The sequence below is a fragment of the Lysinibacillus sp. NPDC097868 genome (assembly GCF_044761135.1).
GTDB lineage: Bacteria > Bacillota > Bacilli > Bacillales_A > Planococcaceae > Lysinibacillus.
This window is the reverse complement of sequence record NZ_JBIWBS010000001.1, coordinates 1,339,430-1,354,574: the sequence shown is the minus strand read 5'-3', so window position 1 is coordinate 1,354,574 and position 15,145 is coordinate 1,339,430. Positions and strand designations below refer to the sequence as shown.

Sequence of the window (15,145 nt, the reverse complement as noted above, 5' to 3'; positions counted from 1 at the left end):
AAGCTAGATTCACATTATCACAGCTTTTACCGAAAAGACTATTTCGTTATTCCGAAAAAATGATAGTGGTTTTCCGAAACGCATTTTTTCGGTATTCCAAAAAAACCTAAAATTATGGATAATGATAGTAGATACTTATTGATGAAACGAGGCATTTTCATAATGATTATGAAAAATAAAGAGGATATATTATGCACAAATTGACTTCTAGTATTTTTATCACCTACTTACTTATTGGCATTTATGTACTTGTTATTGCAATTCGTGCCCCTTTTATTAACATTTTAGTCGATACGTCTAATGAGCTCCCAGTCGTAATTCATCCTTATTATATAGGTTGGGCACAACAACAGAATATTGATCAAGGAGACACTATTCTGACCATTGATCAACAATCCACGAAAGGTTTTGTATCGTCCCAACGAGATAGTTACGTCGCCAGTGCAAATGAGCTGTCGATTTTAAAAGCTGATAGTACAGTACATACAATTGAAGTAAAGCACCGTGATCTTCCTGAAGAATTTTATACACATATTGTTTTTCCGATGTTTTATTTTATTCTTTGTTTTTGTGTTGCTTTCTACTTATGGAAACATAATAAAGATAATTTCATAACAAAATTATTAATACTATTTCTTTTAACGTGTTCGTTAGCTTACACAAGCACTGGTGCTTCAAGTCGAGGGAATGTAGTTGGCATGATTGTCAATGGAGTTTGTATCGTTTTATGCTTAGTATTAATTATTCACTTTTTACAACAGTATTTCCGTTATTTACTTATAAAATGGTCTTACTTGGATACGAGGTGGCTCTATTTTATTCCTTTAGTCATCATACCATCTTGTTATGTCGTTGAATTATTTGTGCCACAATTTAGGAACATCACGCCTAATGTTACGCTAGGTTTATTTGCATTACTCATTTTATACGCTATTTTTATATTACTAACTAGCTATTTACGAACACGGTTAGCGAAAATACGATTAATCGCCATTTCATGTATTATTCCTTTTTTGCCGTTTTTATTATTATTTGTTGTACCTGAAATTTTAGCTAACAAAGCAATCATTCAGCCTGAAATAAGTGTTTTATTTATTTTGTTTATTCCTTTTTCCTTTATTTTCATTCAGTTAAATGAACGTTTGTTTGATATTGAGTACCAATTATCTCGTTTTCGCTATTATTCATCACTTGCCTTTTTTATCGCACTCATTATAACGACGTTTTTAGCATTATTGTTATTTGAACAGCTTACAATTGCAATGCTAATTGTTGTTTTTATCGTTCTTTTCATAGGTTTTATTACAAGCTTTTATGTAAAAGAGCAACTTGATTTTAAACATCGAAAAATTATATTCTCGTCATCGGGTGATTATGTACATAATTTATATGCGGCTGTTAATCGCATTGGAAATGCAAAAAATCAACAGGAGTTACTTCATAAACTAAAAAATGAAATTACCGAAAAACTTGGTACTACAGCATTTACCCTTGAAACAATAACCGAGGATGTTCAGTTTCCACAAGGTGGCATCCAAATTGAGAACCAAATGACACAACTACTTATCCATGATACAGTGGATGAAAAGATTCTTATCCGGATACGGCACACTTTACAAAAAGAAGAGCTACTTTGGTTGGAGTTACTTGCTTTATATGTCTCTATGTTTATCGACAATTTAAAGCATATTGAAGATTTAGTACGCGATATACAGCACATGAAAGACACGAATAACACTCAACTTCCCTGGCTCGATAAATTATTATGGAATATTATTGAGAAAGAAAAAAGTATTCTTGCACAGGAGTTACATGACACTATTTTACAGGAGCAGCTCCATTTGGCGAGGGAATTAGATGTTATAGCAAGCTCCCCTATTATTGAAGAGAAAAAAGTTTTAGACATTCGAGAGCAGCTTATTAATGCCACTAAAGATTTACGGGAGTATTGTGAAAATCTAAGTCCCCCGTTACTCGATACTTTTGGTTTAGAAATGGCTTTAAAAAAATTTGTACAAAAAGTAAAAATTCGAGCTAACTTTCTATTGAATACTCAAATTGACCGAGTTCAGTTTCAAGATGCAACGTTACATTTAGTCGTCTATCGTCTAGTTCAAGAACTGCTCAATAATGCGATTAAACACGCTGATGCATCGAAGGTTTCGCTAAAACTACTTGCGATTAACAATGGTTTTGTTCTCCAATACGACGATAATGGTATCGGCTGCAATATTGAGGATTTAATGCAATCATCCGCTTCGATGGGCATTAATGGAATTCGAGAACGTGTTCGAGCGTTTAACGGAGAAATGACTATTACCTCCAAACCAAATGATGGCATGCATGTTTTTATTCAAATTCAAGAGGAATGTGAGGAACCATACAAATGATTGATATATTGATTGTAGATGATCATCCTGTCGTTTTAGACGGAACGAAAACATTATTACAAGACTTAGAAAATGTCCATATTGAAACAGAGCAAGAAAGTGCTAATGTCGCTTCCAGAATGGAGACTCAAACTTTCCAGCTCTTTTTAATTGATATTAATATGAAACCGATAAATGGCATTCAGCTTGCTGAAATGATTAAGAAAATACAACCTGAAGCATTGATTATACTTTATACAGGCTATGAGTTGTCCGATTATTACGAGCTACTCGTTGAGAAAAAAGTGGATGGACTTTTATCAAAGCTTGCTACGAAAGAACAAGTTATTCAAACAATCCAAGCTACTTTGCGCGGGGAAATTTTATTATCGGCTGATTTTTTGGACTTTGTCAAACAGCACTCGAATCGTTCCAATGCAAAGCAGGAAGTATTACTAAGTCATAAAGAACAGGAAATTTTGCAGCTCGTAGCACAAGGTTGTACAAATAAAGCCATAGCCTCTGCAATTGGGGTTACCCAACGTACAGTGGAAAATTATTTATCTAAACTCTTTGTAAGATTGCAAGTGGAATCACGTGCTGAGGCAGTAATTGTTGCAAAAGAAAAAGCATGGATTGACTAAAGTCATACAGGCTACCTAAAAATTTTGTATAAGATTACATAGTCTCAACAAATGTGAAAAAAATATAAAATCCATTCAATTTATCGCTTTTTATTAACAAAATAGGTTGTTTATACCTCTTTTCTTTCAGTAAATGGGTCAATCATTATACTTAGAAACAATATTATGTAATTTTTTCTTACTAAAAAACGGCATTTGCTGGATAAATGTATGAATCTGTTATATAATGAGAGTAATAATTAAATTACTTCATCGTAAACAATGAATCCACGTATTCAATAGTAACGTGTTCGTGCGATCTTCTGATTATGTGTTTATTTTATACAGAATGAAGGAATATGATTGTTGAATTTATTTTTGGAGGTTTTTTAAATGACTCAAGGTACAGTAAAATGGTTTAACGCAGAAAAAGGTTTTGGCTTCATCGAAGTAGAAGGTGGAAACGATGTATTCGTACACTTCTCTGCAATCCAATCTGAAGGTTTCAAAACACTTGAAGAAGGACAAAAAGTAGAATTCGGCGTTGAAGAAGGTAACCGTGGCCCTCAAGCTACAAACGTTGTAAAACTTTAATTCTTTTTCAAGAATTAACAGTTCAAACTCCAAGAGACATCCATTATGGATGTCTCTTTTCATTTATAATTATTTCTCTACGCGTAAGAATGGAGACCCGCAATCACTAAATTAACGAATACTTGATTAAAAACAATAATGCCAAAGCCGGTTATAGATAACCATGCAGTTTTCTCCCCTTCCCATCCTTTGGAAAGCCGTAGATGTAAAAAAGCAGCATAAAATAAAAATGTAATAAGTGCCCAGACTTCTTTCGGATCCCACCCCCAATATCTTCCCCAAGCAATTTGAGCCCATATCATTGCAAATAATAAACCACCTAAAGCAAACAATGGGTAGCCTATCACAACTGCTCTATAAGAAATTTCGTCCATTAATGCAGGCTGTACACGTTTTGTCAGTGGCTTTAATAAAACAATAATCGACTTTCTAAAGAGAAGCCGAATGATACAATATAAAATGGTCCCCACAATAAATGCCCAGACGATAGAATTCAACTTTTTTGCGTCTATAGTTTGAGGTACTTTCAATAATCCTGAAGAATCACCATTTTCCTTTAACGCTCCGGCATTGACAATAAGGGGTGTCATCGTATAGACTACCTGTTCTTCCTTGCCCTGTGTATTTTCAAATTGAAGATGTACGTCATCCTTCATTATATTAAAAACAGTCGATACGCCGCTAAAGCCAATGACAACAAGCAAACAGTACATGACAAATTCTAACATAATCGTACTAACTGATCGTTTTTGAACATCCAACGTTTTTAGCAAATAAATTATCCCCGTTGCAAATGAGATAGATAAAATAGCACTAGAAAAAGCAACTGTCATAACATGAATTGTTAACCAATTACTTTGTAATGAAGGTACAAGTGGTGTAACTTCATTTGTAAAAACGCTTCCATAGCCGAGAATCATTAATACTACGGGTATTACAAACAACCCTACAACAATTTGCTTATACAAATAATGAATAATGAGAAAGCTAGCCGTTAGCATAATGCCAAAAAACGTCATAAACTCGTACATATTACTAACTGGTGCGTGTTTTACTGCAAACCACCTTAAAATAAAATAGCATAATTGTAAGACAAAGGCGGAATATGTAAGTATAAGACCAAGTCTCTTAAACGTACGTCCTGATGATTTTACTGCGAGTCCAAACGGTAAAATGGCAATTAACAGTAAAATAAAAGCTGCAAATAATGAATACCCACTCATACTTAATATTTTTTCAGTTTCCAACATAACGACCTCCAACATCCTTTTTTGGTAGAAGCTGTGAATGCCTCTCCTTAAAAAGAACGTAACACGTTACATTAAGTGCCTTCTTTCCATTGTAAATTATTCCTCTTAATGGTATTTGTTACAAAAATGTGACAACACAAGAAGAAGCAAACGAATACAAACAGGATAATACCACCTTTTATGCCTTCTTGGGTTTCTAATGATACGGACATTTACTTAAATAAAAACATTCATCACCCATGTAATATACAATCTCAAAAAAAACCAACTTTTCACATACGCAAAAAGTTGGTCTTTATGAAAGTAGATATGCCTCTATCTACATATTACCAAAAATTATATTATAAGTCTATTTCTTTCTTTGGCTATATGGGAAAATAAAAATGCGCAAATGAAACATAACGTTATGTAAAATAATTCGGAGGTTTTACATGCAGCAGAATATTTATGATAATCCAAATTTTTTTAAGCAATACCGACAATTACGAACATCACCAATCAATTATAATCAATTACTTGAGCAGCCAGCATTGAAAGCATTACTGCCCGATCTACATGATTTACAGTTACTTGATATAGGCTGTGGTATGGGGGAATTTGCATCGTTTTGTATTGAGAACAAAGCAAGGCATGTAACAGCGATAGATGTGTCGAAAAATATGCTTGCAGTTGCTAAAACATTACATGCGCATCCAAACATTTATTATTGTTTACAATCATTTGAGAAATTTAATGCACCTGCAAATAGCTTTGATTGTATTACAAGCTCTCTCGCTCTACATTATATAGAAGATTTTGATGCAGTAATTGCTAAAGTATCATCCATGCTTCGCAAAGATGGTGCAGTCATTTTTTCAATAGAACACCCGATTGTTACAGCACGCAAAAATATGGATAATTGGATTTGCGACGAGGATGGTGATTTATGTCATTATGCAATTGATGATTATCAAGCGGAAGGTGTACGGGAGCAAGTCTGGTTAGTTGAAGGTGTTATAAAGTATCATCGGACGCTATCAACAATACTCAATACATTAATTGCACATGGACTCACTATCGAGCAAATTGAAGAACCTATCCCTTCTATCGAAGCAATACAAGCTCTTCCAAAACTAAAAAAAGAATTACGGAAACCTTCCTTTTTATTAGTACGAGCAAAGAAGCAGTAAATCTTCCGTTGAATAAGTGACAGGCACTCAAACAATTCTGAATACTTCAAGCAAAAATCCACTTAGACTCCTGCGGCATACACTGTACCCGCTGAAAGCTAAGTGGATTTATATATAGTAATCATATTATGCTAGGTGTGTATGCTAAGTGACAGGCACTTAAACAATTACTTCCCAATTTCAATCAACTTTTGATTTAAAGTAAATGATTTCGGGATCACCATCATCCAAGTTTTCAATATAGCCACTTCTATTAAATCCAGCCAATTCAAATACTTTTTGCATTTGCAAATTTGAATGATTTGTAGAGGAGAAAATTTTGGGTGTTGGTGCCATATTGACAAAACTAGCTAGTAGTAATGAAGCCACCCCTTTTCTTCGTTCAGATGGTTTAACAATGACCAATGAAATAAAACTACATTCAAAAAAATTAGTCGTGAAAATTAAAAATCCTGCTATACCGCTGTCCGTTCTTTGAATAAGGCATCGCTTTTCTTCAATTGCTTTTATGATCATATCCTTTCTTGAATAATCTCCTATTACTTCTTTATCCATTGTACATAAATCATCAATATGCTTTATACTAGCCTCTATTACTGTCATCTTTTCATTCACCCTTATTTCATTTGATAGATTATAAATAATAACTCATTACTTTCAGCTCATCGTTAATTCCTACTGCATTGATGCCTTCATCTACAAAGCCACATTTTTTATATAGTGCCTGTGCCGCAATATTAGGGAAATTCACACCTAAAACTAGTTCGTTAATGGTAGGAAAATATTGTTGCACAAACGAGGGCAATAATTGTAATGCTTCAGTTGCATACCCCTTACCTTGTTCATTAACATCCGTTGAAAATGCTCGTATTAATAAAGCTTGATTATTTCCAGTGTAAGGTTTTACCCCTTCCTTCTCATGAAGAACAAAAAAAGTAACGAGCTTCCCTTCTTTCATTGCTAACACTGCATGTCGACTTTCATCAGTTTTAACTAATTCCATACTTGCCTGAGGGGACATCGTATAGCGAAGCTGCTCTTTAGTTAACGTGTATTGCTCAATCAATGGGTGATCGGATACTTCATAAAATTTTAGTCGCATTTTATCCCTTCTTCCATTCTCTCAAATAACCCTAACATATTTTAGCAATTAATAGCAGGTGACCAAAGTTTAAAATTTACTAATTAATCACACACTTTTGTGTTATTTTTTCATTTTATTACTTTAAATTCCAAACTATGCTATTATTATACTATTCAATTTAAAGGAGATGCGACTATGATTGCGCTAAAAGCAGTAGAAATGTTTGGAACAAACTAATTTCAAAGGGATGTTAAACTTACACTGCAGCCCTTGAACAAGGGAGAATTTACATGGAACAATATTTTAAAGATTTTCTTAATGGACAATCGATTATTTTAAAGCAAATGGCATCTTCTGATTTAGAAGAGTTTATAAAGGTAGAGAGTGAAAAACATACTTTATTACTTGCTAATGATGAAATTCCATTCCCACATACAGTAGAAGACCATTCTTCATTCTTTCAAAGTATTAGTGGAAAAAAGGAAGAATTTTTCTTTGGTATTTTTGAAAAGACGACGCAACAGCTTATTGGTTCATGTGGTGTATATTCTATTAACTGGATTAATAGCACATGTTTAGTAGGAATATCTTTGAGTGAAAAATGGCAAGGCAAAGGATTAGGAACTGATGCTATGCAGACTCTCATCACGTTTATCTTCGACTACATTGCAATAAACAAAATTAAACTACAAGTGTTCAGCTTTAATGTAGGAGCGATACGTTCCTATGAAAAATGTGGATTTACAAAAGAAGGTACCCTTCGTAATGAAATATTCCGCTTCGGTAAATTTCACGATATTATCTTATTCGGCCTATTACGTGAAGAGTGGCCCCCACTTAGTTAAAAAAGCGCACACATTCAAAATAATGAATGTGTGCGTTGCTCGTTTATAGTGTACCTGATATTGATTTTGCTTTCTGATCATTTTAAAAAAGTCTATATATGTCAAGTAATTTTAAGAAAAAGAATTATTCCTAATAATTAAACAGCAAATAATAGAATTTGATAAATTGCGACAAGAAATGAAATATTGTAACGTGTCTCATCAACTATTCTAGTTAGATTGATTATACTCTATAGTAAAAAAGACACATATACAAAAAGTTTAATTCTAAACATTTTTCAAAGAAAAAACACTGGCAATTCGCTATTTACATAACTTATTAATCTAACAAAAGGGTAAAAAATTTTCACTAGAATTCACATTATTTTTATAGTTACTTAGACTAATTTGTGACTAAATTACGAATTTCAATTTCAATACACAATGTGACAATTTTTTTGTTTTAACTGATATACAATGAAAAAGCTGAATCAAAGTCATTGGAATTTTAAATCAAGAATATGCGGAAAAAAATTAGGAGGAGAATAAGTTGGTACATTTATTGCTTAAACAATTCTTGAAGTTTGAAATTGAGATTAAAAGAAGAATTATGTATAAAAAGGCAAAAGATTTAGGATTTACACACCCCGCCGTAGTAGATTATAGCCAAGAACTTGATGTTTTACTAAACAAATATTTAAAACAAGCGTCCTAATAAAAAGGAGGAATATTTATAAATAAATTTTATAATGTAATCCCGTTTTCGATAAAACCAGTCAGAAATAATGTTTACTTGGCTGGTTTTTCGTTCAGTCTAATTACTTGTTAAAGAGCCATTTCGATATTCCTTAGTTTTCAATATGTTACTGTAATGAAACGTATACATAACAAAAAATTGGGAAATCTACCTATAACACTAATTATAGGAGGCCAAATTATGCAAGTGCTGTTTTTAACCTTGGTCGTTATTTCTAATTTATTTTCACACACAGAGACTTTACCAAAAGAGTCGACAACTACTATTTGTGAACCTATCACAACATCTGACACTACGCTTCAATACCCTAGTAATCACTTTCAATCATTTCTTGTTGAAGACGCATTTTATAAGCAATTAGATAAATCCATCTATGAAGAGTATAAAGATGCATCGTTAAACGTTCGCCAAAAAATTCTATTTAAAGATGTGCCTGACACTCATAAAATTTTTAATATGCAAACAAATTACAACAGTAGAAAATTAGATCTCTCAAATCACATTATGATTCATCCAAACAGACAAGTATATTTTTTAGCTTCATATCGCCAAAACGCACAAGAAGAATTTCATAAATATATAGTGATCGATGCAGAAACGAATAATATACTATTAGGTAGTAGTACGTATTCACCAATACTAAAAGCTGATAAACCACTTTGATACTTTATAATGTACATTTACTATATACTATGCTTGAATAACCATTACTAGAAGCATATTCTTTGCTATTTTTAATAAATAGGTTATTTTTATTTAAAATGAGAAAAGCCTGATTGAAATATCCAACCAGGCTTTTCTCTATTATTAACTAGTAGGTAAAGCTTTTTGCAAAATTTCTTGTTTGACTTCATTAACAAACTGCTGCAATGTTTTTTCATTTAACTCTTGATTACCAAATTTGCGTACAGTTACACTTTGATTGTCGCGCTCTTTATCGCCCAATACGAGAATATATGGTATTTTCTTCATCTGTGCTTCTCTTATTTTTTTTCCGAGCTTCTCCTGACGGTTATCTGCACGGACACGTATTTGTTCTTTTTCCAGTGCGTGTACAACCTGTTGAACATATTTTTGATGGATATTAGCAACCCCTATCACAATTACTTGTTGTGGTGCTAACCAAGTCGGAAATGCACCGCCAAAATGTTCAATTAAAATGCCTAAAAAGCGATCAATTGAGCCAAAAACAGCACGATGGATAACGACAGGTCTTACTTTTTCATTTTGTTCATTTAAATATGTTAAATCGAATTTCTCAGGCAGTTGGAAATCAAGTTGAATTGTTGCACATTGGTGACTGCGTTTAATAGCATCTTTTATGTGAATGTCAATTTTAGGTCCGTAAAATGCGCCGTCCCCTTCGTTTATTCTATAAGCATACCCTGCATTATTTAAAACATTTTCCAATGCTCTTTCTGCTTTATCCCAAAGCTGAATATCCCCCATAAAATCAGCAGGACGAGTCGATAATTCAATTTCATATTGGAAGCCAAATACTTGATACGTATGATCAATGATCTTCAGCGCTAAATTAATTTCATCCTCTATTTGCTCAGGTGTGACAAAAATATGGGCATCGTCTTGGCAGAACGTTCGTACACGTAATAGACCATTTAATGCACCGCTAAATTCATGTCGATGCACTTGCCCAAATTCCGCCATACGAATCGGCAAATCACGGTATGAATGTCTTGCATTTTTGAAAATCAACATATGTCCAGGACAATTCATAGGCTTTAATGCGAAACTTTGAGCATCTACTTGTGTAAAGTACATATTGTCTTTATAGTGGTCCCAATGTCCCGATTGTTCCCATAAACGCTGGTTCATCATAAATGGTGTACGAACCTCTTGATAGTCATACTTCGTTTGAAGATTTCGTAAAAAGGATTCTAATTCATTTCGAATGATTTGACCATTTGCTAAATAAAACGGCATGCCTGGTGCTTCTTCGGAAAACATAAATAATTCAAGTTCTTTCCCTAATTTACGATGATTGCGTTTTTCTGCTTCTTCTAGAAATATAAAGTAATCCTGTAATTCTTCTTTTGTAGCAAATGAAACACCATAAATGCGCTGAAGCATTTTATTTTGGCTATCGCCGCGCCAATAGGCTCCAGAAACTTGCATTAATTGAAAGTGTTGCAATTTACCTGTTGACGATACATGCGGCCCGCGACATAAATCATAAAAATCACCTTGCTCATAAACTGTAATTATTTCTTCTTCGGGAATATCAGCTAGTAATTCCAACTTTAATTTATCATGCTGGAACAACTGTTTAGCTTCTTCTCGCGATACTTCCTTTCGATGTATTTCAATATTTTCCTGAACAATTCGTTTCATCATTTTTTCTATTTTTTGTAAGTCTGTTGGTACAAGGGATTGTGCTAAATCGATATCATAATAAAACCCATTTTCGATGACTGGCCCTACCCCAAACTGCGCATCTGGATAGATTCGTTTAATAGCTTGTGCTAATAAATGAGCAGTGGAATGGCGAATAACCTCGACTCCCTTGCGTGAGCTAGCATCAAATAGATTGATTTGGGCATCTGCCAATATAGGGCGCGTCAAATCAGTGATGGTTCCGTTCACACTTCCTACAATTGCTTTTTTGCGCAGTGCAGGGCTAATCGCCTGTGCAATGTCGGTTAGTGTAACACCTTTTGTAAATACTTGTTGTTTTCCATCCGGAAACTGAATGTTTAATACTTGATTTGACATGTTCTTTTCTCCTTTACTAGAAAATAAAAAAAACACATATCCGTCCCAAAATAGGGACGAGTATGTGTAATTTACCCGTGGTTCCACCCAAATTCCCACTAGATGCACTAGCGGCTCATTGACTTTGCTGTAACGTCGCAATTACGGTGCATGTTTCCAAGCACTGCTCCAAGGTAGTAAAAAATGATGCGGCAATAGGAAGTTTTCAGCTAGGCTTCCCTCTCTGTAAATCGTTCATCAAATCTCTTGTCCTTGTCATGGCTATTTTCATTGTTTCATGAAATTGGTATTTACTATATCGGACATCTAAATACTTGTCAATATTTGAAAATTATTTTTCACATTAACAAATATAACCTGTTTATTGATATCACTGCATTTAAAACGCATACATTTTTACTAAAAATTTTTTGTTTTGGGCTTGCGCATTTGTTGTTAAGTTCAATCCTTATGAGTTAATAATGGTTGACTACTACTTCATTATGCCAGCTTATAGATTCTGACAATTGATAGGACACTAAGTTAGCAGTTACAACCAGCATAACACCTGCTCTAGACAGCATTGTATGCGTCGGTTTTTCTAATACAAGAACAATATAGCCCTCACCACTACCATGACTATCAATTGCATTCGTCGCATCTATATCAAAAGTAGTGTATTTATCTTCTATCAATGTAGGGATTCGGTCTTCCCTATAACTTCCATGTTCTTTCAAATTGTAGCTGACTGGCATCCATCCTTCTGACCAATCAATACTACCGATAATTTCTTTACTACGACTGGCAAGTTTTCCGATAGAAAATGTAAAGTATATCTTCATAATGGCCTGGTCCAATTCATTCTTTCCTTCACATATTGCTTCAACCTTGAGCATTATATCACCTTTAGACTGCTTCTTAACAACAACTAAAATGGTACCTAAAATACTAAGTACAAGCACGACACCAACTATTACTAATCCCATTAGACCCCTCCTATCATCGCAATAACTATTACCATTAGATTACCATGATTTAGGAATAAAGGGATTTTTTCATCAAACAATCTTATGAAATGACATCGGCATAAACGATATGACAAATAATTTAGGTAAGCGTAAATGATGACTGCTTCGTTTTTTATCTATTTTGATTTGGTATCATTTTCTTGCTCGTTATTTGGTTGAAGCTCCGCTGTTAATGTAAATGGTATCTTTAAATAGTTATATTGAATGGTTACCTTTTGAATCGTTGTAGCATTTACTTGTATTGCATAATGTTGCGGTTGTTTACCAATCGCCTGTCTATCTATGTATTGACTTGGGAAAATCCTTACTTGCGTTAATTTATGAAGTGTCATGTTTGGGTTGTTTTCAATTTTTGTACCAATTTCAAATGGTTCTGATTTGCTGACAATAAGCTTAGCACTTTCAGGGTACTTTTCATCGACAAGAATCGTTTGTAACTGTAGCTCTCTTATACCTTTATTTTCAATTTCGATTAAACGGATAGTAGGGTTACCATCAGCGCTTGTATACCCATTAATAACAAGTGGCGGATTACTTTTCAAATAAATCACAAATGCCGCTCCCACTACTAGCACACTAAAGAATAGGATAAATAATATTTTTTTCATTGGATTCCTCACTTTCAATCTTCAACATAATTATAGCGAGAAATGATAGGCAGCGGAATATATTTCACCATAGTGGCAATCGTTTCAAATGCAAAAAACCATCTGTCTCAAAACGAGAAAGATGGTTTTTGCAAACGTATTTCATCACGAATAGGAATTCCGTCATTGCCGATTAGTGGAATCTCAGGTTTCACTGCTCTTGCACGTTCTACTGCATTTTGTAAAATTTCTACGAGGTAATAGCCACGCTTTTGGTAAAATTTTAATGCATGTAAATTATCATTCGTAGTAATGAGTGAAACAACTGTACAATGATGTTGGCGGGCTTGATCCTCTACTGCTTGAACAAGTAATGTACCGATACCTTTTCCCTCTTCTGCACTATCGAGAGATATAATTTCGCATTCATTGTCTCGGATTATGTAAGTTACTAGACCTACAATTTTTTGGCTTTCATCAAGAAAAGCAAAGCCTTCTAACTTACTACAATCATAAATCCCACTGGAAATGACCATTTCTGTAGTTCCCCAATGTGCTTGAAAAAACTCGATGACATCCTTTTTATTCACTTGTGAAATCTTTATAACTGACACTTTACTTCACCTACTTTAAATTGAAATATGAAATACTCCAGCAATGGCTTTCTGAATGCCTAAACATATTGCCCATGAGGCGACTCCAAGCGCTATAGCAAATACAATATGGATAGATGATTTCATCGCCATATACATAACAAAAAGCATGACCATCGTTGCTGGAAGTCCAACGATAACCCCTACCATAAAGCGCTGAATATGCTCATTGGGTTCGCTTTGAACTGTTAGCCAAATAATACTTAAAATACTGACAAGCGGTAGCGCGGCAATCACACCCCCGTATGTAGGAAATCTTCTCGCAACTTCTGTCACAATAGCGATAATTGCGGCGGAACTAATAATTTTCACGAGTGTATACATCATTTCGACACCTCACTTAATAGCCGAAATGCTTCCATAATACTTTGTTGTTCTTTTTCGGTTAATAGGTTCAATGCTTGCTTAAGCTTATTATCGTCTAATTCCGTATTTTTCTTTAAAACAATTCGCCCTGCATCCGTAAGATAGAGCTTAACTTTTCGTTGATCATCGGTTGCTCGAATCTTCTCAACCCAGCCATGACGTTCAAGCTTTTTTATATGCTCTGAAGCTGTATTTTGTGAAATATTCAGTAACGTTGCAATATCTCGAACTGTCACTTCATCTTCCTTTTGAATCATCTGTAAAATACGCACACTTTGATGGGAAATCACATCTTCATGTGTTGTATGGAGATGATAAAAAATATTTGTGAAATAATGGTTAATATCGTGTATCATATCTTTTATGCTCCTTTAATATATCGTTAATAGCGATTATATCGTATATAACGATATATTAAAAGAGATTACTTTTAATATAATAGAATTTTATAATGCGACAAGCTATCGTTCTACTGTCGGTTTCTAGTTTTTAACGAAAATGGAATCGATCAACAATAATCATTGAGAACCTTAAACGTAAGTAGTCGTAAAATCTTTTTCACCTCAGTGCTGAAAATCGCTAGTTATTTCAAATGGATTCCTTTATTTGATAACCTTTTTCTTCTTACTTTAAATAGGCTCTTGTAAGCTTGTACTATGTGCAGTATCATTACACTACAAAATCTAGAAGAGAATACGAAATTGAGGGTTACGCGTGTTATATTTGGTGTACTTTTTTGTCGGTGGAGCCATTATGGTATTAGCTTTGCTTTTAAGTCAGTCAAAATATTTATTTTTATCGGGCATTATTACTGCCTTGCCAATTCTGACGCTCATTAATATGGGTATGCAAATGAAGAATATGAAAGCAGACACCTTTCATAGCGTTTTACAAAATACAGTTTTTGGTGCAGTAGGCATGTTACTTTTCACTGTCCTCGCCTTCCTATTAACATACTGGTATAAGCCTGGCATTGCTGTTATAGGTGCATTACTCGTCTATGCAATTTTCATGCTTTCAGGGAAATTTATTATGTCTATGGTGTCATAAATCCAATAATTCACGGTTTTAGGGCTGCTTAGCACAGTCCTTTTTTATTTTAGAAAAACGCCACCTCTTTCTTTATTTCATT

Annotated in this window: 17 protein-coding genes; 8 read left to right on the top strand and 9 right to left on the bottom strand. The window is 34.0% G+C overall.

Annotated elements, in window-relative coordinates; genetic code table 11:
• Positions 1–191: 191 nt before the first annotated feature.
• The 3 genes from ACIQXJ_RS06640 (at position 192) to ACIQXJ_RS06630 (ending at position 3,586) form a co-directional block, all read left to right on the top strand.
• Positions 192–2,390 carry an ATP-binding protein gene (locus tag ACIQXJ_RS06640; RefSeq protein ID WP_403051163.1) on the top strand — a complete coding sequence of 733 codons (2,199 nt, stop codon included), beginning with the start codon at positions 192–194 and terminating at the stop codon, positions 2,388–2,390.
• Positions 2,387–3,013: a response regulator gene (locus ACIQXJ_RS06635; RefSeq protein WP_340824359.1), complete on the top strand. Its 627-nt coding sequence runs from the start codon at positions 2,387–2,389 to the stop codon at positions 3,011–3,013. The genes ACIQXJ_RS06640 and ACIQXJ_RS06635 overlap by 4 nt, the downstream gene beginning before the upstream one ends.
• Positions 3,014–3,385: 372 nt before the next feature.
• Complete coding sequence (locus ACIQXJ_RS06630) at positions 3,386–3,586, top strand: cold-shock protein (protein ID WP_010859201.1); 201 nt, start codon at positions 3,386–3,388, stop codon at positions 3,584–3,586.
• 77 nt (positions 3,587–3,663) lie between these two features.
• On the opposite strand, the gene ccsB is transcribed toward ACIQXJ_RS06630, so the two are convergent.
• The gene (gene ccsB, locus ACIQXJ_RS06625; protein ID WP_403054855.1) at positions 3,664–4,818 is read right to left on the bottom strand and encodes a c-type cytochrome biogenesis protein CcsB; all 1,155 of its coding nucleotides are present in this window, start codon (positions 4,816–4,818) and stop codon (positions 3,664–3,666) included.
• A gap of 449 nt (positions 4,819–5,267) precedes the next feature.
• Between ccsB and ACIQXJ_RS06620 the strand changes: the two genes are divergently transcribed.
• A complete protein-coding gene (locus tag ACIQXJ_RS06620; RefSeq protein ID WP_403051160.1) occupies positions 5,268–6,005 on the top strand; it encodes a class I SAM-dependent DNA methyltransferase in 738 nt (245 codons plus the stop codon).
• A gap of 180 nt (positions 6,006–6,185) precedes the next feature.
• On the opposite strand, the gene ACIQXJ_RS06615 is transcribed toward ACIQXJ_RS06620, so the two are convergent.
• On the bottom strand, positions 6,186–6,608 hold the full coding sequence (locus ACIQXJ_RS06615) for a GNAT family N-acetyltransferase (RefSeq protein WP_403051157.1): 423 nt from the start codon (positions 6,606–6,608) through the stop codon (positions 6,186–6,188).
• A gap of 31 nt (positions 6,609–6,639) precedes the next feature.
• Complete coding sequence (locus ACIQXJ_RS06610; RefSeq protein ID WP_403051154.1) at positions 6,640–7,107, bottom strand: GNAT family N-acetyltransferase; 468 nt, start codon at positions 7,105–7,107, stop codon at positions 6,640–6,642.
• Positions 7,108–7,379: 272 nt separating this feature from the next.
• On the opposite strand from ACIQXJ_RS06610, the gene ACIQXJ_RS06605 reads away from it, so the two are divergent.
• The 3 genes from ACIQXJ_RS06605 to ACIQXJ_RS06595 all read left to right on the top strand — a co-directional run bounded on the left by ACIQXJ_RS06605 (position 7,380) and on the right by ACIQXJ_RS06595 (position 9,333).
• Entirely contained in the window at positions 7,380–7,934 is a 555-nt protein-coding gene (locus ACIQXJ_RS06605) for a GNAT family N-acetyltransferase (RefSeq protein ID WP_403051151.1), read from the top strand.
• A gap of 529 nt (positions 7,935–8,463) precedes the next feature.
• Entirely contained in the window at positions 8,464–8,628 is a 165-nt protein-coding gene (locus ACIQXJ_RS06600) for an aspartyl-phosphate phosphatase Spo0E family protein (protein ID WP_172771661.1), read from the top strand.
• Between the two features lie 222 nt (positions 8,629–8,850).
• Positions 8,851–9,333 carry a hypothetical protein gene (locus ACIQXJ_RS06595; RefSeq protein ID WP_403051149.1) on the top strand — a complete coding sequence of 161 codons (483 nt, stop codon included), beginning with the start codon at positions 8,851–8,853 and terminating at the stop codon, positions 9,331–9,333.
• Between the two features lie 144 nt (positions 9,334–9,477).
• Here the strand turns inward: ACIQXJ_RS06595 and thrS are convergent, their stop codons facing one another.
• From thrS to ACIQXJ_RS06565, 6 genes are all read right to left on the bottom strand, one after another.
• A complete protein-coding gene (gene thrS / locus ACIQXJ_RS06590) occupies positions 9,478–11,400 on the bottom strand; it encodes a threonine--tRNA ligase (RefSeq protein ID WP_403051146.1) in 1,923 nt (640 codons plus the stop codon).
• A gap of 455 nt (positions 11,401–11,855) precedes the next feature.
• Positions 11,856–12,365 carry a hypothetical protein gene (locus ACIQXJ_RS06585; protein ID WP_403051144.1) on the bottom strand — a complete coding sequence of 170 codons (510 nt, stop codon included), beginning with the start codon at positions 12,363–12,365 and terminating at the stop codon, positions 11,856–11,858.
• A gap of 158 nt (positions 12,366–12,523) precedes the next feature.
• Positions 12,524–13,015 (bottom strand): hypothetical protein, encoded by a 492-nt coding sequence (locus ACIQXJ_RS06580; protein WP_403051141.1) that lies wholly within the window; start codon positions 13,013–13,015, stop codon positions 12,524–12,526.
• Positions 13,016–13,122: 107 nt separating this feature from the next.
• A complete protein-coding gene (locus ACIQXJ_RS06575) occupies positions 13,123–13,608 on the bottom strand; it encodes a GNAT family N-acetyltransferase (RefSeq protein ID WP_403051138.1) in 486 nt (161 codons plus the stop codon).
• A 15-nt stretch (positions 13,609–13,623) separates the two neighbouring features.
• Positions 13,624–13,971, bottom strand: a complete 348-nt coding sequence (locus tag ACIQXJ_RS06570; RefSeq protein ID WP_403054853.1) for a DUF3147 family protein — start codon at positions 13,969–13,971, stop codon at positions 13,624–13,626.
• On the bottom strand, positions 13,971–14,369 hold the full coding sequence (locus tag ACIQXJ_RS06565; RefSeq protein ID WP_403051135.1) for a MarR family winged helix-turn-helix transcriptional regulator: 399 nt from the start codon (positions 14,367–14,369) through the stop codon (positions 13,971–13,973). Before ACIQXJ_RS06565 ends, ACIQXJ_RS06570 begins: the two co-directional genes overlap by 1 nt.
• A 397-nt stretch (positions 14,370–14,766) precedes the next feature.
• On the opposite strand from ACIQXJ_RS06565, the gene ACIQXJ_RS06560 reads away from it, so the two are divergent.
• Positions 14,767–15,063: a hypothetical protein gene (locus tag ACIQXJ_RS06560; protein ID WP_403054851.1), complete on the top strand. Its 297-nt coding sequence runs from the start codon at positions 14,767–14,769 to the stop codon at positions 15,061–15,063.
• Positions 15,064–15,145 lie beyond the last annotated feature (82 nt).

Excerpts from the sequence above, each read along its gene's own strand:
- ACIQXJ_RS06640 (WP_403051163.1), top strand. The coding sequence starts at position 192 with ATGCACAAATTGACTTCTAGTATTTTTATCACCTACTTACTTATTGGC.
- ACIQXJ_RS06635 (WP_340824359.1), top strand. The coding sequence starts at position 2,387 with ATGATTGATATATTGATTGTAGATGATCATCCTGTCGTTTTAGACGGA.
- ACIQXJ_RS06630 (WP_010859201.1), top strand. The coding sequence starts at position 3,386 with ATGACTCAAGGTACAGTAAAATGGTTTAACGCAGAAAAAGGTTTTGGC.
- ACIQXJ_RS06620 (WP_403051160.1), top strand. The coding sequence starts at position 5,268 with ATGCAGCAGAATATTTATGATAATCCAAATTTTTTTAAGCAATACCGA.
- ACIQXJ_RS06615 (WP_403051157.1), bottom strand. The coding sequence starts at position 6,608 with ATGACAGTAATAGAGGCTAGTATAAAGCATATTGATGATTTATGTACA.
- ACIQXJ_RS06610 (WP_403051154.1), bottom strand. The coding sequence starts at position 7,107 with ATGCGACTAAAATTTTATGAAGTATCCGATCACCCATTGATTGAGCAA.
- ACIQXJ_RS06605 (WP_403051151.1), top strand. The coding sequence starts at position 7,380 with ATGGAACAATATTTTAAAGATTTTCTTAATGGACAATCGATTATTTTA.
- ACIQXJ_RS06595 (WP_403051149.1), top strand. The coding sequence starts at position 8,851 with ATGCAAGTGCTGTTTTTAACCTTGGTCGTTATTTCTAATTTATTTTCA.
- thrS (WP_403051146.1), bottom strand. The coding sequence starts at position 11,400 with ATGTCAAATCAAGTATTAAACATTCAGTTTCCGGATGGAAAACAACAA.
- ACIQXJ_RS06585 (WP_403051144.1), bottom strand. The coding sequence starts at position 12,365 with ATGGGATTAGTAATAGTTGGTGTCGTGCTTGTACTTAGTATTTTAGGT.
- ACIQXJ_RS06580 (WP_403051141.1), bottom strand. The coding sequence starts at position 13,015 with ATGAAAAAAATATTATTTATCCTATTCTTTAGTGTGCTAGTAGTGGGA.
- ACIQXJ_RS06570 (WP_403054853.1), bottom strand. The coding sequence starts at position 13,971 with ATGTATACACTCGTGAAAATTATTAGTTCCGCCGCAATTATCGCTATT.
- ACIQXJ_RS06565 (WP_403051135.1), bottom strand. The coding sequence starts at position 14,369 with ATGATACACGATATTAACCATTATTTCACAAATATTTTTTATCATCTC.
- ACIQXJ_RS06560 (WP_403054851.1), top strand. The coding sequence starts at position 14,767 with ATGGTATTAGCTTTGCTTTTAAGTCAGTCAAAATATTTATTTTTATCG.